The sequence below is a fragment of the Aestuariivirga sp. genome (assembly GCF_047602625.1).
In the GTDB taxonomy this organism is placed as follows: Bacteria; Pseudomonadota; Alphaproteobacteria; order Rhizobiales; family Aestuariivirgaceae; genus Aestuariivirga.
The window spans coordinates 279,771-297,271 of sequence record NZ_JASGGV010000002.1 but is presented as its reverse complement, the minus strand read 5'-3'; the positions used below and the strand labels follow the sequence as shown (position 1 = coordinate 297,271).

Sequence of the window (17,501 nt, the reverse complement as noted above, 5' to 3'; positions counted from 1 at the left end):
TTAGCCATGGGAATTCTTGACAGCCTGTTCGGCTCTGGCAGCAGCAAGAGCACGACGGAGGTCAAATATCCGGACTGGGTAAACTCGGCTGCGCAGGGAAACTATGATCTCGCCTCGCAGATCGCATCACGCCCCTATACGCCATATCCTTATGCGCGCATCGCCGGATTCACAAATGACCAGGACAGCGCGCGCGACCTGCTGCGCGGCTACATGCCAAATGTCGAGGCCAACACCTCCGACATATCCCTGCCGCGCCTGATCGACAATATCGGCGGATCGGGCGGTGGCATCAGCGACTATATGAGCCCGTATCTGGACGATGTGCTGGGGTCGACGCAGAAGCAGATCGGCCGCGCCTCCGACATGGCCAAGCAGTGGCAATCGAACATGGGCGCGCATAGCGCGGGTGCTTTCGGCGACAGCAGGCATGGCGTAGCCGACTCCGAGATCGACAAGTCGGCCACCGATGCGATGAGCAGTGCCGCGTCGACCCTCACCAACCAGGCCTATAGCACGGCAATGTCGGAGCGGGATTCGGATATCAACCGCCTTTTCGACACGGCGCAATTCAACAGGGAAGGGCTGAATAGCCTTTTGAGCTATGCTGACAGCCTCTATCGCTCCGGATCGAATGAACAGAACCTCAATCAGCAGAGTGCCAATCTCGGATATCAGGATTTCCTCGACCAGCTGAATTATCCGATCACGCAATACAACCTGCTGACGTCGGCTTTGACGCAATCTCCGTATGGAAACTCCACGACGTCTTCGCAGCCCACGTCATCAACTGCCGGGTCTATTCTTGGCTCGCTAGGAAGCCTCGCTTCCCTGTTCATCTAAAAGGAGGACACCATGCCAGATACCGATATGGGCGGGGGCAACAACAACAACGGCGCCGGCACAGGCGGCACCAAGTCGAACTCGACATCGACATCGAACGCCGGAGGCGAGGGCCGTGGTGGGAAAGGCAGCGGCAGCGGCGGTTCGCAAACCTCGAATGCAGCGGGCAAGAGCGATCTGGGCGGATCGTCGGCTTCGAAATCCACCGCGTCGGCATCGTCCCAGACATCGAATTCTGCGGGGAAAAGCTCTGCTCCTGCTGGATCAATCACCGGCGGCAGTGCCAAGGCCACGACGCCACAGGGAACGAGCGCGGGCGTCGCACGTGCCGCTGCCAGCAAGGCGCAGACATCAAATACCGCAGCCAAGGGCGATTTGGGAGCCCAGCAGTCGTCCACCCAGCAGACCGTCAACGCGGTTGGAAAAACCTCTCTGCCAATGGGTGGCATGGCACAGAAAAGCCTGCAATCCGACGTTAATGCAGCATCAGCGCCTGGCCTCGCATCCGGTGTGAACTCCTCTCCGATCCGGAGTGCGATGTCAGATCCTCTTGGCAGCACACCCGGCACTTCGTCACTTGCTGGAATCGTTGGAGGCACTTCGCCGTATGCCTCATCCGTCGACAGCATTGCAGCGGTAAATCAGGCTCTCAGCAACCTTGCGGGACCTGCCGCGCCTGTCGGCAAAACAGAGACGGCTCGCCTGGGCCACCCGAAGGATCAATCCTCCATATCCGGCGTCGGTTCACCCATGGCAGGTCAGGGCACGATAAGCCCCGCCGCAGCTGCCGCGACCGTCGCTTCGCTCAGTCCTCTTCGCTCCGTTCTTGGCGCGCCTACACCCCCGAATATGACAATAGGGGCGGGTCAGGACGATGCCTTTCAGGCGTTGCCGAGCGCTCCGCCTGTACGCACAGCGTCCTTGCCGAATACGAACATCAGCGACCAGCCTGAAGGTGGAATTGTTACCAATGGCGGCAGCACATATAGCAGCCCGTCGAGCGGCGTCGGGACGGGAACCAGCCAGTCTCCCTCTCAAGTCGCAGGCCAGCCCGATTCGCTGCGCTCCCTCGCCAACCGGGTCAGCTATGAGGCCAATCAGGCAAAACTCGGCCTCAAGGGCCTTGGCGGCCGTCTCGCCGATGCTGTGGCCAATGGAGACTTTCGCTCCCCGACGGGCCGATCCGAAAGCCATAACGACGACAATTCGCGTTACCAGCGGCAGCAGCAGCAACAGCAGGAGCAGGCCGATGCGCTTCTGGCCCAGATCAAGTTGATGCAGGCCTTGGGGCAGGCCGACCCGAGCGGCGATCAGCTGCGTCTTATCTTGTCCACCTTCGTTTGAGGACCGCGCCATGGCTATAAATTTGCAACCGCTCTACCAGGCCCTGATCGGTACGCAGGGCGGCGGCGCGTCTCCCGATGCTGCGCCGTCACAGGCAACGCCCTCGTGGCAGGACGAGCTTCTGAAATCCGTCAATCCGCAGGAGCAGCGCCGCCAGAACATCCGCACCGCCCTTGCAAAGGCGAGCGCGGCTCTCGCAACCACACCTGGGAATTTCCTGCAAGGCATCGCCGCCGCATCTTCCACGGGCGCGAATTCTTACCTCACCGGACAGCAGCAGGGGCAGGATGACCGCGTGAAGGTGCTACAGGCCATCCAGCAGGCGAACCAGCTTCAGCAGGACAACCGCATGAAGCAATTGTCCATGCTGATCGGTGCCGGCCGCGACATCAATGCCGATGAGCGGCAGGTGTCACTCGACAAGCAGAACCAGTCGAATGCGGATCGCACCTACGCGCTGCAGAAGCAGATCGCCGACCAGAAGGCCGAGACCGTTGGCGATGCCGTGCGCCAGCGTCAAGATGCTGCGGCGCAGATGGGTTTGAAGCCTGATGATCCTGCATATCGCTCCTACGTCCTCACCGGGAAAATGCCGCGCGAGGATCAGGCCCCCCTTACCGCCATCGACAAAAAGGCAATTCTGGAGGCCGAGGAAAACGCCCAAGCGGCCGAGATTTCCGCGCAGCAGCTCCAGTCTCTCATCACACCAGATGAGAGCGGAAAGTCTTTGAATGACAAGGCCGGGTATGGCGCGACTGCCGGGGTGCAGGCCTTTGCCGCGCGCAACGACCCATTCGGCGTCTTCGATGACGCAAAGGGCGAGGCTACCACGAATTTCCAGAACGTCGTCTTGGGGCAGGCGCTCGCCAATCTGAAGGCGACGTTCGGCGCCGCGCCGACGGAAGGCGAGCGGCAAATCCTTCTCGAAATGCAGGCATCAGTCGACAAGACACCTAAAGAACGGGAAGACATTATCAAGCGGGCCATTAAACTGGCCCAAGCGCGTGTGAAATTCAATCAGTCGCGCGCCGATGAATTGCGCGGTGGCGACTACTACAAGCCTGGAGGCGGCGCGGCAGGAAGTGCTGCGAATTCATTGTCGGGCGTTCCACAGGCCGCAATCGACTTCCTCAAGGCCAATCCCGACGCTGCTGCCCAGTTCGATCAGAAATATGGCGCCGGTCTTTCGCAAAGTGTTCTCGGAGGCCAGTAATGGCAAATGTGTTTGACCAGTTTGACGCCCCGCCGACGCGAAGCGCGACGCAGCCCGCAGCAAACAGCGGAAACGTTTTCGATCAGTTCGATTCGCATCAGACCACTGATGTTGCTTCGCCCAAGCCCAACGTCTCGCAGTTTGATCTCATGTCCTCACCGGAGGCCAAGGTCGAAGCTCCAACCCAAGGCATTTCGGCCTTTCCAGACAGGCTGGCGCACGCCGAGGCGCAGGTGAACACGGACCCCACCCCGGCGCAGAAAGAAGATGGCAACTACCGCAAGGGCCACGTTTCATGGAACGGCATCGACCTCTCGATTGAAAACCCCAAGGGTTCGGTGCGCAGCGGCACCAATGCCGATGGCACGGCCTGGCAGAGCGAAATGCCCGCGACATACGGCTATGTTCGCCGCACACAAGGCGCTGACGGCGATCAGGTCGATTTCTACATGGGCGGCAACCCGGACAGCAAGCGGGTCTATGTCATCGACCAACAAGATCCGAAAACTGGCAAGTTCGATGAGCACAAGATCGTTGCGGGCGTGAACTCGAAGGAGGAAGCCGAGGCAATCTATAACGCATCGTTCTCCGACGGCAGCGGCTCTGATCGCCGCCGCTCCGTCAAGGAAATGGACGTCGGGCAGTTGAAGCAGTGGCTTGCTGACGGGGATAAGTCAAAGCCTGCATCGTTCCGCCGCTCTGCCTTGAATGCCGGAGAGACTGCGCCGCAGATGATGGATCGCCTTCAACAGGCGCATGACCAATTCGGCGAGGCCCGCGAATATCAGGACGCGGATGCTCTGCATCAGGAGGTGAAGGCGGATCGCCGCGTCGCCGATGAATCCGGCGTTGTCCAGTCCGTGGATGACCGGGTGCGCGCCGTCGCGCGCGGCGTGCCAGTCATCGGTCCCTACATGGACGAACTCGCCGCCAATGTGAACACGCTGGGCGGCCTTGCCGGGGACTATGATCAGGCGCTCGCTTATGAGCGTGCCCGCGACCGTAACTATGACAAGAACCACCCCACGGAATCGACTGTGGAACAGATCGGCGGCGGTGTTGCCGGTGCCGTCGCGGCGACGCCCGCGAAAGTCGTTCAGGCATTCGGTGCCATGGGGCCGGTCGCCAAGGTTCTGACAGGCGCAGCCACGGGCGGCGCGCTTGGCGCGGTCGAGGGCTATGGGCGTGGCGAAGGGGGGGCTGATCAGAGGCTGCAGCAGGCCGCTTCGGACGCCAAGTTCGGCGGGGCCATTGGTGGTGCAGCCCCCGTGCTCGCCCCGGTCGTTGGCGCTGCGGGCCGCAAGGTTGCCGATTTTATCAATCTCAGGAGCGCGATTTCCGAACTTGGAATCTCAAAGCCTGCTGCAAAGCGGCTTCTGACCGCCATTCAGGACGATATGTCGACGGGTCAACTGGCGGACGCCACGCCAGGAGACATGCTGTTGAACAGGGGGCCGCGGCTCAATGCAGCGGCTGAGGTCATCGCCAATTCGCCAGGACCGGCCGGAAATGTGATCTCAAGCGCCGTGCGGTCTCAGAGTGAGGCAGAGGGCGGTCGCATCAAAAGTGTCATCAACTCCGTACTGGGGCGCGATGCTGGCCGCGTTCAGAACTCGGCTCTGATCGACGGAGAGAAGAAGGCCGTCGGCCGTATGTATGAGGCAGCCAAGAAGTTCGACGGCCGCTTCGATGTTTCTCCGGTCAAGGCAGAACTCGACGCCATGGTGGCGGATGCCGATGGGCCGGTGCAGTCCGCCCTGAAACAGGTTGCCGATCTTCGTGTTTTTCGTGGCGGCCCGGTCACAGCGTCTCAACTGCATGCCTCCCGCATGGCGCTGGATGACATGATCGAAAAATCCGGGATGCCTGGCACATCGGCGGGCAGAAATGCCATCGGCGCCATGCGTGACGTGCGATCCATGCTCGACGATATGCTCAAAAAAGACGTGCCGGGATGGAAAGATGCCGATGCTGCATTCAAGATTGTGGCGCAGAAAAAGGATGCTCTGATCGAGGGCCGCGCTGTGTTCCAGCGATCCTACGGCTCTCCGGATGAACTTGCGGCTGAGGTGAAGGCCATGGACCCCGAAGTGCGCAAGGCGTTTCTGTTCGGGGCCCGAGATGCGATTTCCCAATTGATGGGGACGGCGCGCAAGGAATCATCCGCCGTCACGCGCGAACTGCTCGATAAGGGCTGGAACCGTGAAAAGCTGCAAGTCCTCTTGGGCAATGAGAAGGCGTCTCAGATCGGTGCCGCTCTGGAGGCGGCCTCACGGCGCAATGCGCAGGCGGATCGTGTCCTGCAAAACTCGCGCACGGCCAAGCGCACCGCCGAAATGAAGTCTTATCCCATCGGGGAGTCGACGGACGTAAAACTGGATCGTATCGCGCAACGAGGTCTTGCTGGAAACGCCATTCATCTCCTCGGCCGCATCGTCAATTCGGTGACGGGAGACGCCCTGACAAAGCGCCAGCAGAAAGTCGCACTTGACGCGGCGCGCATGCTGACGCGCTCCGGTATCGATCAGCAAAAGCTTCTGGACATTCTGGGGGCTGAGGCAAAGAGGCGGGGAAGGGCGCTGAACGCCAAAGAGGAGGTGAAGGCGATTATCTCAGGCGTGTCCGCCCTCGCAGCCACGCGAGGGCGCGCCGCGCTTGAGCAAAGGTAGGCCAGCCAATGCGGCTCTCTTGGTAGATGGCAACGACGAGGCAGGACGCGAATACCAGAACCAGCGTGGCGTCGCCGAATGAAGACACGGCGCGGTGCAGCAGAAAGCTTAAAACCTTCATGACCAAGAGGAATGCAACGACCACGCTGATCATTTCGAGGAGGCTGGGGCGGCGAGACGTCACGGGGTAATCCTGTCGCTGATTTCCTTCACCGAACCAGGCGCCAGTCTTTCGTGTATTTCCTTCACGGAATATGGCGGGATCTGATCGTAGAATGTCTTTGTCTGCGCTGCCCTTGGCCCAAGGTGTGTCTCTCCGGATTCCCATTGCCGGATCACTTTCATGGCGTCGTCGCCGGCTGGCAGGGCGGGGTCAATGACGACAGAAGGAAGGGCCGGGTATCTTATCGCTTCCATAGGCGCAGGAGGCGTTGTGCCGATATCCCAGTATGTCTGTTCTCCACGCGTCGAGAGCATTTGACCCGGTTCGACCAAGATAATGACAGTTTCACGATGGCCATAGTTGTACGTGCCGGACGGCCACCAAAAATATGGGTCGCCGGGGACGCGGAGATTTGTTTTGGATTGAGGTGAGAAAAGGTCCGACTTTTGAGTGATTATGTCATGCAGATGTTTGTTTTCCGTCGGAACGGCTGGGTCTTGTTCGGTCTTCATGTCCATGGCGGCTGCATTGGCCGCAGCCATCAAGACGGCATCTGGTTTCTGTCGTGGACGAGGAATGATCTCTTGCCCGCGCGGTGGTGCCTCAAAAGAAACGGCTATACCAAGTCGTAGAGTATTTTGTTTCGTCAGGTAAAACAGGCGCTTGGGCGGCTCGGATGTCAGAGCAATGACCGCATCGTAGTTGAGGCCGAGACCGGCATAGTAGGCCCCGACAATTGCATTGGCGACGCCGCTTTCGGGCCTCCCGCGTGTCGCATTGTATGCGGCGTGAAAACCAACGCTGCCACCTGGCTCAATGTAGCGCTCAATACCGCCAAGCCACGCTATGGCGCACGCAGAGAAACATTTGCTGCGGCGGGCAACGACGGATTTGAGTCCGTGTTTGCGAATTGATTGGCCGATCAAGACGGCATCACCGACGGTGCCGCCTTCACTGTTGAGGCTAACAATTCCGTTTTCAACGCCCCATGTCGCGGATTCGAACCGGGACGCATCACCAGGGGTTATCTCGCCGGTGAGGGTGATAGACCATAATCCCGTCGAGGAATCTCGAGAGGCAAAAATATGGGCAGCACGGGCTTCGGAGTCCGAGAGCAAGGCCCCGCCGCACACCGCCGCCACTATCGCCCAGAACCGCCATCCGCGCATGGGGGCACCCTACGCCTGCCGCCGTATCGCCGTCCAGACCCGTCCCAACCCGCCCGCCGCAAGGCGGGTTTTTTATTGGAGTGCCGCCTGATGAACCCGCCGCGGAAGCATCGCTACGAGGACGACGAAGAAGATTCCCATGCGCCTCGCCCCCAGACCATGGGGGAATTCATCCGCGAAATGGTTTCCCTGAAAAGCCTCGTCGAGCAAGGAGTGAGCATCGTGGTTGCCCTGGGCGCGATTGTCAGTTTTGCATGGATTTTCGCCGATCCCGTCATCGAGAAGTACGTCGACAAGGTGATCGAGCAACATCAGCTCTCGACGCGGCGGGAAACACAGGACCTCAAGGACGACACCGTAGCGGCGACGGCGGCGCTGGAGCGCCGTGTCAACCGCGTCGAGGACGTGACGGAGCGGGACAACGCCGCGATCATCAAGCTGCAGAGCCAGATGGAGACGCTTGAGGATCTGGCCCGCGAGCAGCGGCAGGACACCAAGATCATCCTCCAGCGCCTTCCCCCGTCGAAATAGGAGCGCACACCGTGAGCCGCCATGCCGCCGTCCTGGCTCTGCTGATCGCGGGCGCCGCGCTCTGCCTTGTCGTCATTTTTGCCCTGACCACACCGTGAAAGGACCGAACCCATGAAAGTGAATGCTGCAGGCCTTGCCATCATCAAGACGTACGAGGGCTGCGAAGTGAACGCCTATCCCGATCCCGCAACAGATGGCGATCCATGGACCATCGGCTACGGCCACACCAGCGAGGCAGGGCCGCCCAACGTCAGGAAGGGCATGAAGATCAGCAAGGCCCGCGCCGATGAGATCCTGACTGCCGATATCGGGACTTTCTCGCGCAGCGTGATGCGTTATGTCGGCCGCGAACTGACGGACAACCAGTTTTCGGCGCTCGTGTCTTTCGCCTTCAATGTCGGGACGGGGAATTTCGCCAAGTCATCCGTTCTCAAAGCGGTGAACAGGGGGGATTTCAAGTCGGTTCCGTGGCGCATCCAGTTGTGGACCAAGGCCAATGGGCGCACCTTGCCCGGCCTGGTGAAGCGCCGCGCCGCTGAATCTCACCTCTTCGAAAGCATGGAGGACGCCCATACGCTGTTCGCCGCGCCGCCGGCACAGCCAACGCAGGCGGAATTGCTCGAGATGCGCGAGGCGCGCGGGCTGATTGGCCCCGATCTCGGAAAGCCCATTGCGAAGACCGGGACCTTCTGGGGCGGGCTCGCTGCGGGCGCAGCTGGCATCTTCGGCGCCATGAAGGACACGCTTTACCAGATTGGCGATCTCCGCGCCTATCTGCCGTTCGATGACCCGACATGGCTCTCCATCACCCTTGCGGCCATTGTCGGCACGGCGGTGGTCTGGATCATCCATGCGCGCATGAAGCGGAGCCGGGAAGATGGCGTTTAGCTTTCTCGCCTTCGCATGGGAGTGGCGGAAGCCGTTGGCCGTCCTGGCGCTCGCCATTGCGATCTGGAGCCACGGCTACCACACCGCATCCCGCCACTGCCACGACGCCGAACTGCGGGTGGAGATTGCAAGCCTGAAACGCGATCTCGCCGCGGCGGAGGCCGCGAAGGACGTGGCGGACGTCATGATCAAAAACATCAATGCGGAAAATGAACAGTTGGAGCGCGAGAATGCCGACGCCGAAAAAGCACGTCCTGCCGATCCTCAGTGCCGTTACGATCCTGCTGATCTTGAATGGCTGCACAAGCACGGGCGCTAGATTGCAACCCGTGAACCTTCCTGCGGCGCCCGCCTGCATGGATCCAGTGCCGTTGCCGCCCGTCAAGACCGACCCGCGCGATGATGCGCGAGCCGTGACGGCCGCGCTCATCCACGCCAACGGCAATCTCAAATGCTCCGCTGCCTGGTACGCCAAGGTGCGGGCGGGATATGCGAAGCGATGACCACAAAGCCCGCCGACACGGACAGGGATCATTCAAGAGAGGGGCATCGGTAGTGGCCAAGATCGAAGGCATGATCGAACAGACCGTGGGCTGGCTTCGGGAGCATCGCGCGGAACGCCGCCGGGAAGAAATGTTCGCCTGCGGAATTCGTCTCCATGCCCTGTGTGACGCCTATGTCGCCGTTGGTGGCAACGACAAGCGCTGGCGCAAAGACTGCAAGGTGCTTCGAAAGGATTTGTGAGTTTCCTGATCCTCAGGAAAGCGTCCCGGCGCTTCCGGGCTTTCTCCATGTGTCAACTGGCCCTGCCTTAACCGGCGGGGCCTTTTTGCGTTATACCGTTCAGCATGGACGACGATCTCATCAGCTTCCGGGACATGTTTGCGCAAGGCAACAAGTGGGCGTGGCTCTATTGCATAGGATGCAATCGTGGCGTTCCGGTAGCGTTTGCTCCGTTTGCGATCCGCTGGGGCATGGATGCTTCGGCGGGGCTGCTACAGCGGAATTTCAGATGCACGGCCTGCGGGCGCAAGCGGGGAATGCTGAGGCTCCCAACGAACCACCATATTGACGGGCCTCCTGGGTGGCCGAAATAGGGTCAGGAGGGAGAGGAAGGGCTGGCCGGAAACTCCGCGCCGAACAGGCCCAGCAACTGGTTCACCGTCAATTCGGGATAACCGTGCACGTTGAACAGGCCCGGAATGTCGGCGTGGCTCGCGGGAATGCCCTTGGCATTAAGACCACGGAGTATTCTGTTGATTGCTTCCATCTTGCTCATATCGTCTCCGTGAAGGGCTGGCGGGCCGGGCTCCGGTTTTCTCCAGATCGTCGCACGTGCACATGCGATGGAACCAGATAGCGGCCTTGCACCGCTGAAACCGGAAAATCTTGCCAGCGAGTGGGGCCTGCCTGTGAACCCCACAATGCGGACCGCCTTTCGGCGACCTACGGCAGGCAGAATTTCACCGTGTCATCGCCAGCATCCCCTTCTACCACAGATCAGGGTAGAGGGGGAGTTCTTTGCACTTTTTACAAACAAGTCACTCCTTCTGTTCGGGGAGTGCGGGGAGGGGACGCCAGTGGGTGGGACGGTTGTAGCCGTCGGGTTCGTTGTCATGGTCATCAAGGGTGTATCGGGTTGTGTTCCAAGCTCCGACACTCTTGTTGTAAGAGGCAATGTCAATTTCGACGCCGAGGCCGCCTCCTACTGCCAGAAACCATTCCCCATCCCTCGGCGCGCTCTCCATCGTCTGCCATCCCGGCTCGATGCTATACCCCGCCTTCTCAAGGGCGGTGAGGACGTTGGCCACGTCTTTCCGGGCGGCATTGCGCACGTGGTCTGTTGTCGCGCCCCATGCGCTGGAGCCAAAAGCACCGTTGATAGAGGCTTCTGCCATCACCTCCACGATCTCATCCCTTGTCATCGGTGATCTCCTTCAAGGTGGCGGCGGCGTTGAGAACGGGAATGCGATCCCGCGATTTACGAAAATTGCCCAAGCTGAATGCTGCCGAGTTGAGCAATGCGGTGGCGTGGCCATCCTTCATTCCGGCGGCGTATTCGTGCAGCCAAGTGATGGCGTCCTTCCATGCCATGGAATAACCCTGCTTGAATGGCTCGCTCCTATCCATTCGCTGCGCTTTCCAGCCGGGCACGGAACAAGGTCCGGAAGGCTTCCGGCGGGAATGCCCCGCCCGTGCGTTTCATTGCCTGTGCTGTGAACCATTCGAGCATCTGCGGCTTGGCAATTACCTGTTGCCACTTATCGCCGTGATCTTCGATCAGGCTGGCCACTACCGCCTCCACCGCTTTCGCAAGCTGCGCGCGGAGAGCGGTTTCAATTTCCGCCCTCGTGGCGTGGACTCCTTCTTTAGAGATTTTCTTCGGGCCTTCTTCGTAATGTTTGTGATTAAATACCTTGGTGTTTTTTCTAGTTTCACACATCTTTAGTCCTCCAGTTTGATGATGAGGGCGTTAGAGTATGGCTTGCCGATCTGCTGCGCGCCCCAGCAGCCAGTTTGTGATTGGATCAGCGCAGCTTCCCGCGCCGCCCCGCTATCCAGAAGCGCGGAGAGGAAGCCAGAATAGCTTCGACAAGCATCTTCGATGATGCTTTCCTGTGTCATGCGATCCAGTGTGTTCCACTGAGCTTCGGCAGGGAAATGAAAATTCCAATCAGCCATCGCCGCTTTTTCCGCCGCTTCGCGCATGGCCTTGGTTAAGTGGATGGTCATTAGTTAGTGATCTTCGTTGGCTGAAGCATGTTCGGGTCCAGTAGGTGAACTGGCAGTGCCCCGTGCTTGTTCAAGTGCTCCGCGAGGGCCTCCGCTGTCAGGTCGCGGATAATGACAAGACCATCACGGAGCGAAACGAGGGCCAGATTGCCGTCCGCTGCGTCTCGGATCAAATCATAGCCGATGATACTGCGTTCGGTTCGATTGCTAGTATCTACCAAGCGACCCACAATAATGTCATCGCGTTCCCACGTATATTTCATCATTTCTCTCCTTCCGGCAGCGTAGGTTTCATGATCTTGACAATTTCCCGCTCGGCCTCGAAACCAATGCTGCGCACGGTGTCGTGCATCTTGTGGGCCGTGGCATAAAGCCCGCACTCGACAAGCCGGTGATGGATCATCGGAAGTTCAACGCACAGGGCTTGAATAGCGGCCAATCGGGCTTTGGGCGTTAGCTTCATCTTCCCTCTCCTTCCGGCAGCAGATACTTGAGGCAGTTGTCGCGGGGCGGATTCATCGGTGGATCATCCTTTGTCACCTGTAATGTTCCGTAGGGCATCGAGCGCAAGTTGACGTGGGTCGTTATGCCCGCGCGAGATTTTCAAGAGCGCTTCAAAGAACTTCTCGCCCTGCCATTTCAGGTCAGAGAAATGGCGCTCTTGAGCGTAATCCAACTGCTGGCGCTTGCATTCCTCGGCCCGCCGGTCCGGAGAGTGCTGCTTGCAGTAACCCTTGCCTTCGATGGTAAGGACGGCCTTTCGGGCGCACTGGTGGGACTGCCAGTAGCCGCGCGTGGATACCTCAACGCTGCAACGCTCCATCCTCACGCCCCTCCCTGTGCGGTGGGGGAGATGTTCGGGTGGCAACTTTTGAAGGCGGAGTAGTCGTCGCCGTTGTGTGCCGGTTCCAACCGCCTCAGCCAGTCAAGGCACTCATCCAGGCATTGAGCGGCCATGTCCGGCGTAACGGGAATATTGCTTGACGTGCCGCGCCCGCAATGCTTGTACCAGCTGATCCGCAAATCCCGCCAAGCGAAGTTATAGGGCTGCTCATCATCGTTCCATGAATAGGCGCAGACCTCGAAGATCGGGCTTTTGAAGTTGGCGCGTGACCCGCTGTTGCTGAATGGCGAGGGACATTCTCCCTGCATGCAGTTCCACCATATCCGGTCATGTTCCTCCCGGATGGCTGCAAGCGCCGCCTCCATGATTGCGGGGACGGCGTGGGCCTGCCACGGCTGGCCGAACGCCGCCTGTCCGATTTCTGGCTGATATGCTTCCATCATCCCCTCCCACAGGCGGGGCGGGGGAGGGTGCGGGGAGCGCTGAAAATTCCCTTTACTTTCCAAAGGTGCGTATTTGCCCGCACCTTTGGGCAAGGTATTGATTTAACGATTATTTCGCAGAACTGGCGGGCCCACCAACATATTTCTTGGGCTGGCGGTCAGCCCATGCACGGATTGCAGGTTATGACGAAAGATGGCCGCCCTTCCCGGATTCAGGACATCCGGTACTTTCATGGGGATATAGATAGCTATCTCAAAGGCAATGAAGAGGCCGTCGCATTTGGCAGACGCCTCGCATTGTATTTGAATGGAGATGGATTCAGCCTGGGCGCATATACGGCTCTCTATATTTTCCTCACGCCATCATTGGAGCCTGGAGCGATCAGGATCACCGATACAGGCGGAGACTGGTGGCAACGTTACGCGCATGTCGGAGTTTCTAAGGACTTTCCAAACCTGAGCAACGCATTCGAACTTGTGATGGATGCGACGGTCGCAGTTTTGAAAACAATCCGCCCTGATCTGGCGGCAACGGTTGAGGCTGCCGACCGCATTGTAAGAGCCCATGGCGAAGAGTTGAGATTTCTCCTCAAGTCTCGCAAAACGAGGCGTTTTAACGTCGAAGTCTCTTTCAACGTTGCGGTCTGGCCGCAAACCTCAAGTGTTATTACGTCCCTGACCGATCTTTCCAGCGGAGAATTTTTCGACGCCCCGCCGCTACCGGTAGGCTCCCACTATGACGCCTTCCATTATAACGGCCCGATCAGAACTCTCAGACATAGAAGACAGGCCGGATTTTGTCAGCAAAGCGAGACCTCCAATGTCAAAATTGATAAAGCGGCGTGGTTGATCTGCGAAGGTCTCTTCAATCCGGGCGATTTAAAACCCTGCCTTAGGGTTCACCATTTTCTCTGTGGACTGAAAGATCACTCCAGCCAGTTTTCGAGGCGGAGTTTGGGAATACGCGAAAATTCGTTGATATTCGCAGTGACCAACACTGCACCCATGGCGCGGGCGTGCGCGGCAATCAGGAGATCATTCGGTCCGATTGGCTTTCCTGCCCTTTCCAGTTCGGCGCGGATGCTGGCATATTCGGTGTCGGCTGGAACATCCAGCGCAAGAATCTCAAGACCTTCAAGAATCGCATCAATTTGACGGCGCAGCTTTTCCGATCCGCGCTTGGCGCAACCGTAGCGCAGCTCGGTAGCCGTGATGATGCTGACACATACGGCTTCCGCTCCGGTCCTGCCTATTCCGTCGAACACTTTTCCTTGTGGATTCCGAACAAGGTCCGACACGATGTTCGTGTCGAGCATGTAACGGATGGTCAAAGTTCGGCATCCCTAAGCGGGAGCAGGCCCGCGTCGATATCTTCAGGAAAGGAGTCTTCCGGTCCCAGTGGCTTCAGGCCGGACAGGATTTCGAGAAGGCCTTTCCGTCGGACAGGTTCGATGATCAGACGGTCGCCTTCACGATGGATCAGCACACGGTCGCCCGGAAACTCGAATTCGACGGGAATACGCACAGCCTGACTTCGATTGTTTCGAAACAGCTTGGCTTCTTTCGCCTGAACAATGCCTTGTTTTGGGGCCATGACTACCTCTTGTATATGCCATTGTATATGTCAAACAAGAGGGAAAGTCAATTGCCTGTGATTCCTACTCATCCTTCTCAATCGCCGTCACATTCACCTTCGGCTTTTTGCGCTCCTTGGCGCGGTGCTTGCCTGCGAGTGTCACGAAGGTCTTGCGGATTTCGTCCAGTTCGCCCTCGGGCAGGCTTTCGAGGTCGAGCATGCTGTTCCTCGCGCCGGAGACGGCGCGGATCAGTTCGTCGAGCTTGATCTGCAGCGCCGCGCCATCGCGGTTCTGGCTGTTCTGAATGATGAACACCATGAGGAACGTGCAGATCGTGGTGCCGGTGTTGATCACCATCTGCCAGGTGTCGGAGAAGTGAAACATCGGGCCTGTCACGGCCCAGACGATGACCGAGAGCGTGGCGATCGCGAAAGCCGCCGGGCTGCCGCACAGCCTCGCGACTTCGGATGCGAAACTTGAGAACCAGCCCGATATGCCGCCGCTTTTGCCCATAACCATCCTCCCTGAGACGTTTGCGGCTCAACGCAAAGTCACGTGTGATGTTCCACTTTTCGACATTACATCGGAACTTTCAGCCCAAGCCCGCATTGCATCTACAGAAAACCGCGAGGGCACATGGTTCAAACCCGCTTGATCTATACGCTGATTTGCCTCGGCCTGTCGGCGGCAACGGCGATCGCGGCGAGCGAGACGGCCAATGCGGCGCTCGTCGTTTATAAAATACTCTGACGTAAAGGAGGGAACAAACATGGCGGCGGCGTTCCCATCGGTCAGCCCGGCAATAGGGATGTCAGATCACAGGCCTGCTTTCTCCAATAATCTGCTGAATTACCTGCGTATGGACGACGCGGAGCTGTTACAGCCCTATCTCAAGCCATTCACCGCCAAGCCTAATGCGGTGCTCTATCATCACGGTGATCATGTGGGCACCGTCTATTTTCCTTGTGGTGCGACGCTTGTTTCATTCCTCATTTCCATGGAAGACGGTGGCGCAGTCGAAACCACCATGGTTGGCCGCGAAGGTGCGGTGGGCGGCATCGTCAGCCAGGGCAAGCTTCCAGCATTTTCGCAGATCATGGTTCAGTTCGGCGGGGAGTTCCTGGCGATGCCGGTTGATGCGCTGGATGCCGCCAAGGCGAAATCGCGCTCGCTCGACAATCTGTTCTCGCGCTACGCCGATTGCCTGATGGCGCAAATGTTCCAGTCCACCGCCTGCAATGCCGCGCATGGCATCGAGCAGCGCGCCGCGAAATGGATTTTGGCGGCGGTTGACCGCACGGGCGAACTCGAAGTGCCGCTCACCCAGGAGCGCCTCGCCTCCATGCTGGGCGTCGGGCGCAGCTACATCAGCCGCATCATCCAGCGCATGAAACGCGACGGCATTCTGAGCGTCAGGCGCGGCAAGCTGAAGATCCATGATCCCAAGCTGCTGGCCGGCAAATCATGCGGCTGCAACGATGCGGTCAAGGCGCATTTCGAATCGATCCTGCAAGGCATTTATCCGGCGGAGCTGGAGCAGGTTCCGCATCGCGTAACAGGTGGAACCTGAATCTCCTGCCGGCGTTATCGCAACGCCAATCAAACGAAAGGGCACATCCATGAAGTCATTCCTCGCAGCAGCCGCATTGGCTTTGCCTTTGGCTTTCACATCTGTTGTCGCGACCGCTCCCGCAGCAGATGCAAAGACGAAGGTCAGAATCTATCTGGGCGTTCCCTATTACGCCTATAATCCCGGCCCCGGCTATTATTACCGCCATGGCTATGGCTGGTATCGCCCGGGGAAGCCGAAGCCCGGCCCGGTTTATGGTAAGATGTCATGCGGGCAGGCGGCGAGTGTGGTGCGCAGCAAGGGCTACCGCAATGTGCAGGCCAGGAACTGCAACGGCTCGACCTACGTGTTTCGCGCCACCCGCAATGGCAACGTCGTGCAGGTGCTGGTGAACTCCAGGACCGGTGCCGTGTGGCGCGGCTAAAAACACAACATCATTCAGGAGGAAAATATGCGAGGCGTTTTACTTTGGCTGATCGGCCTTCCAATCCCGGTCATCATCCTCTTGTATGTGTTCCACGTCATCTGACGAAACATCAAAATAAAAGGCCGGGAAATCCCCGGCCTTTTATTTTGCGTGGAAGAGAAAGATCATGCCGCCTTGCGCGACCGCATGTCGAAGAACAGGGCCTGCGCGATAAGCGCCTTCACCATGTCGGGGGAGAACGGCTTGGTGATGAGGAAGGCAGGTTCGGGGCGTTCGCCGGTCAGCAGGCGTTCCGGGAAAGCGGTGATGAAAATGACGGGCACGTCGATTTGCTTCAGGATGTCGTTTACCGCCTCAATCCCCGAGCTACCGTCGGCAAGCTGGATATCGGAGAGAACGAGCTGCGGCGCGTGCTCACGCACCATTTTCACGGCTTCCTGATGGGTGCGGGCAACGCCAATGGGGCGATGGCCCAGAGATGAAACAATGTCTTCCAGATCGATGGCGATCAGCGGCTCATCCTCGATGATCAGGATGTCGCTGGAGATCATCTCGGAAATCTGGCGGCTCGCTTCATCATGAAGGGTCGCGACATCAACTTCCGACCGATCGAGGATTTCGGCGGTTTCCTGCCGGTTGAACCCTTCAACGGCCTGAAGCAGGAAGACCTGACGGGCAGGACCGGGAATGCTGCTCAGCCGGCCCTGCACGGTCGTTTCCCAGCCGGGCTGGGCGGTTTCCCCATGCCGGTTGATGCCGATCGAGCCCCACAGCTTGCTCAGGGACCGGTAGAGGGCAATGCGCGGGTTAGCATTGTCGCGGATGGCAGCAGGATCGGCAATCAACGCCTCCAGAACCGCCGCGACATAGCTGTCGCCGCTCGCCTGGGACCCGGTGAGGGCTCTCGCATAGCGGCGGAGAAAGGGAAGATAAGGCGCAACGTTCTTGGAAAGACTCATATAAATCAATGGCCTGGCTTTAACCCGGCCTCTCCCTGCAGCTACAATTTGGTCAATAAACGTCTAATGCTCATTGCAGTTCCAAAGTTTCGAAAAATTTTTTGGAACAAAGCCTTTCCGGGCACGTT

Annotated in this window: 25 protein-coding genes; 11 read left to right on the top strand and 14 right to left on the bottom strand. The window is 58.9% G+C overall.

Going from position 1 to position 17,501, the window contains the following annotated elements:
• The first annotated feature begins 6 nt into the window (after nucleotides 1–6).
• The 4 genes from QM694_RS06130 to QM694_RS06115 are packed head-to-tail and all read left to right on the top strand — an operon-like array spanning nucleotide 7 to nucleotide 6,069.
• Complete coding sequence (locus tag QM694_RS06130) at nucleotides 7–843, top strand: hypothetical protein (RefSeq protein WP_415006066.1); 837 nt, start codon at nucleotides 7–9, stop codon at nucleotides 841–843.
• 12 nt (nucleotides 844–855) lie between these two features.
• On the top strand, nucleotides 856–2,187 hold the full coding sequence (locus QM694_RS06125) for a hypothetical protein (protein WP_415006065.1): 1,332 nt from the start codon (nucleotides 856–858) through the stop codon (nucleotides 2,185–2,187).
• Between the two features lie 10 nt (nucleotides 2,188–2,197).
• Nucleotides 2,198–3,400, top strand: a complete 1,203-nt coding sequence (locus QM694_RS06120) for a hypothetical protein (protein WP_415006064.1) — start codon at nucleotides 2,198–2,200, stop codon at nucleotides 3,398–3,400.
• The gene (locus QM694_RS06115) at nucleotides 3,400–6,069 is read left to right on the top strand and encodes a hypothetical protein (RefSeq protein ID WP_415006063.1); all 2,670 of its coding nucleotides are present in this window, start codon (nucleotides 3,400–3,402) and stop codon (nucleotides 6,067–6,069) included. Before QM694_RS06120 ends, QM694_RS06115 begins: the two co-directional genes overlap by 1 nt.
• A 180-nt stretch (nucleotides 6,070–6,249) precedes the next feature.
• On the opposite strand, the gene QM694_RS06110 is transcribed toward QM694_RS06115, so the two are convergent.
• Complete coding sequence (locus QM694_RS06110; RefSeq protein ID WP_415006062.1) at nucleotides 6,250–7,401, bottom strand: hypothetical protein; 1,152 nt, start codon at nucleotides 7,399–7,401, stop codon at nucleotides 6,250–6,252.
• Between the two features lie 90 nt (nucleotides 7,402–7,491).
• Between QM694_RS06110 and QM694_RS06105 the strand changes: the two genes are divergently transcribed.
• The 5 genes from QM694_RS06105 (at nucleotide 7,492) to QM694_RS06085 (ending at nucleotide 9,564) form a co-directional block, all read left to right on the top strand.
• Nucleotides 7,492–7,932, top strand: a complete 441-nt coding sequence (locus QM694_RS06105) for a hypothetical protein (RefSeq protein ID WP_415006061.1) — start codon at nucleotides 7,492–7,494, stop codon at nucleotides 7,930–7,932.
• A gap of 111 nt (nucleotides 7,933–8,043) precedes the next feature.
• Nucleotides 8,044–8,820, top strand: a complete 777-nt coding sequence (locus QM694_RS06100; RefSeq protein ID WP_415006060.1) for a lysozyme — start codon at nucleotides 8,044–8,046, stop codon at nucleotides 8,818–8,820.
• A complete protein-coding gene (locus tag QM694_RS06095; RefSeq protein WP_415006059.1) occupies nucleotides 8,810–9,139 on the top strand; it encodes a hypothetical protein in 330 nt (109 codons plus the stop codon). Before QM694_RS06100 ends, QM694_RS06095 begins: the two co-directional genes overlap by 11 nt.
• Nucleotides 9,140–9,149: 10 nt before the next feature.
• Nucleotides 9,150–9,323 carry a hypothetical protein gene (locus QM694_RS06090; RefSeq protein WP_415006058.1) on the top strand — a complete coding sequence of 58 codons (174 nt, stop codon included), beginning with the start codon at nucleotides 9,150–9,152 and terminating at the stop codon, nucleotides 9,321–9,323.
• Nucleotides 9,324–9,375: 52 nt separating this feature from the next.
• On the top strand, nucleotides 9,376–9,564 hold the full coding sequence (locus tag QM694_RS06085) for a hypothetical protein (protein ID WP_415006057.1): 189 nt from the start codon (nucleotides 9,376–9,378) through the stop codon (nucleotides 9,562–9,564).
• Nucleotides 9,565–9,919: 355 nt separating this feature from the next.
• Here QM694_RS06085 and QM694_RS06080 read toward each other — a convergent pair whose 3' ends face one another.
• The 12 genes from QM694_RS06080 to QM694_RS06025 all read right to left on the bottom strand — a co-directional run bounded on the left by QM694_RS06080 (nucleotide 9,920) and on the right by QM694_RS06025 (nucleotide 14,930).
• Entirely contained in the window at nucleotides 9,920–10,099 is a 180-nt protein-coding gene (locus QM694_RS06080; protein ID WP_415006056.1) for a hypothetical protein, read from the bottom strand.
• A gap of 262 nt (nucleotides 10,100–10,361) precedes the next feature.
• A complete protein-coding gene (locus QM694_RS06075; RefSeq protein ID WP_415006055.1) occupies nucleotides 10,362–10,745 on the bottom strand; it encodes a hypothetical protein in 384 nt (127 codons plus the stop codon).
• A complete protein-coding gene (locus tag QM694_RS06070; RefSeq protein ID WP_415006054.1) occupies nucleotides 10,732–10,914 on the bottom strand; it encodes a hypothetical protein in 183 nt (60 codons plus the stop codon). Before QM694_RS06070 ends, QM694_RS06075 begins: the two co-directional genes overlap by 14 nt.
• Nucleotides 10,915–10,942: 28 nt before the next feature.
• Nucleotides 10,943–11,263, bottom strand: a complete 321-nt coding sequence (locus QM694_RS06065) for a hypothetical protein (protein WP_415006053.1) — start codon at nucleotides 11,261–11,263, stop codon at nucleotides 10,943–10,945.
• A 2-nt stretch (nucleotides 11,264–11,265) separates the two neighbouring features.
• Nucleotides 11,266–11,553 (bottom strand): hypothetical protein, encoded by a 288-nt coding sequence (locus QM694_RS06060; RefSeq protein ID WP_415006052.1) that lies wholly within the window; start codon nucleotides 11,551–11,553, stop codon nucleotides 11,266–11,268.
• Entirely contained in the window at nucleotides 11,553–11,816 is a 264-nt protein-coding gene (locus QM694_RS06055) for a hypothetical protein (protein ID WP_415006051.1), read from the bottom strand. The genes QM694_RS06060 and QM694_RS06055 overlap by 1 nt, the downstream gene beginning before the upstream one ends.
• Nucleotides 11,816–12,016, bottom strand: a complete 201-nt coding sequence (locus tag QM694_RS06050) for a hypothetical protein (RefSeq protein ID WP_415006050.1) — start codon at nucleotides 12,014–12,016, stop codon at nucleotides 11,816–11,818. Before QM694_RS06050 ends, QM694_RS06055 begins: the two co-directional genes overlap by 1 nt.
• 63 nt (nucleotides 12,017–12,079) lie before the next feature.
• Nucleotides 12,080–12,376, bottom strand: a complete 297-nt coding sequence (locus QM694_RS06045) for a hypothetical protein (RefSeq protein WP_415006049.1) — start codon at nucleotides 12,374–12,376, stop codon at nucleotides 12,080–12,082.
• A 2-nt stretch (nucleotides 12,377–12,378) separates the two neighbouring features.
• Nucleotides 12,379–12,840: a hypothetical protein gene (locus tag QM694_RS06040; protein WP_415006048.1), complete on the bottom strand. Its 462-nt coding sequence runs from the start codon at nucleotides 12,838–12,840 to the stop codon at nucleotides 12,379–12,381.
• A gap of 926 nt (nucleotides 12,841–13,766) precedes the next feature.
• Complete coding sequence (locus QM694_RS06035) at nucleotides 13,767–14,171, bottom strand: type II toxin-antitoxin system VapC family toxin (RefSeq protein WP_415006047.1); 405 nt, start codon at nucleotides 14,169–14,171, stop codon at nucleotides 13,767–13,769.
• Nucleotides 14,168–14,434, bottom strand: a complete 267-nt coding sequence (locus QM694_RS06030; RefSeq protein WP_415006046.1) for an antitoxin — start codon at nucleotides 14,432–14,434, stop codon at nucleotides 14,168–14,170. Before QM694_RS06030 ends, QM694_RS06035 begins: the two co-directional genes overlap by 4 nt.
• Before the next feature lie 64 nt (nucleotides 14,435–14,498).
• Nucleotides 14,499–14,930: a low affinity iron permease family protein gene (locus tag QM694_RS06025; protein ID WP_415006045.1), complete on the bottom strand. Its 432-nt coding sequence runs from the start codon at nucleotides 14,928–14,930 to the stop codon at nucleotides 14,499–14,501.
• 256 nt (nucleotides 14,931–15,186) lie between these two features.
• On the opposite strand from QM694_RS06025, the gene QM694_RS06020 reads away from it, so the two are divergent.
• On the top strand, nucleotides 15,187–15,987 hold the full coding sequence (locus tag QM694_RS06020) for a Crp/Fnr family transcriptional regulator (protein ID WP_415006044.1): 801 nt from the start codon (nucleotides 15,187–15,189) through the stop codon (nucleotides 15,985–15,987).
• A gap of 49 nt (nucleotides 15,988–16,036) precedes the next feature.
• The gene (locus QM694_RS06015; RefSeq protein WP_415006043.1) at nucleotides 16,037–16,411 is read left to right on the top strand and encodes a hypothetical protein; all 375 of its coding nucleotides are present in this window, start codon (nucleotides 16,037–16,039) and stop codon (nucleotides 16,409–16,411) included.
• A 167-nt stretch (nucleotides 16,412–16,578) separates the two neighbouring features.
• On the opposite strand, the gene QM694_RS06010 is transcribed toward QM694_RS06015, so the two are convergent.
• A complete protein-coding gene (locus QM694_RS06010) occupies nucleotides 16,579–17,373 on the bottom strand; it encodes a response regulator (RefSeq protein WP_415006042.1) in 795 nt (264 codons plus the stop codon).
• Nucleotides 17,374–17,501 lie beyond the last annotated feature (128 nt).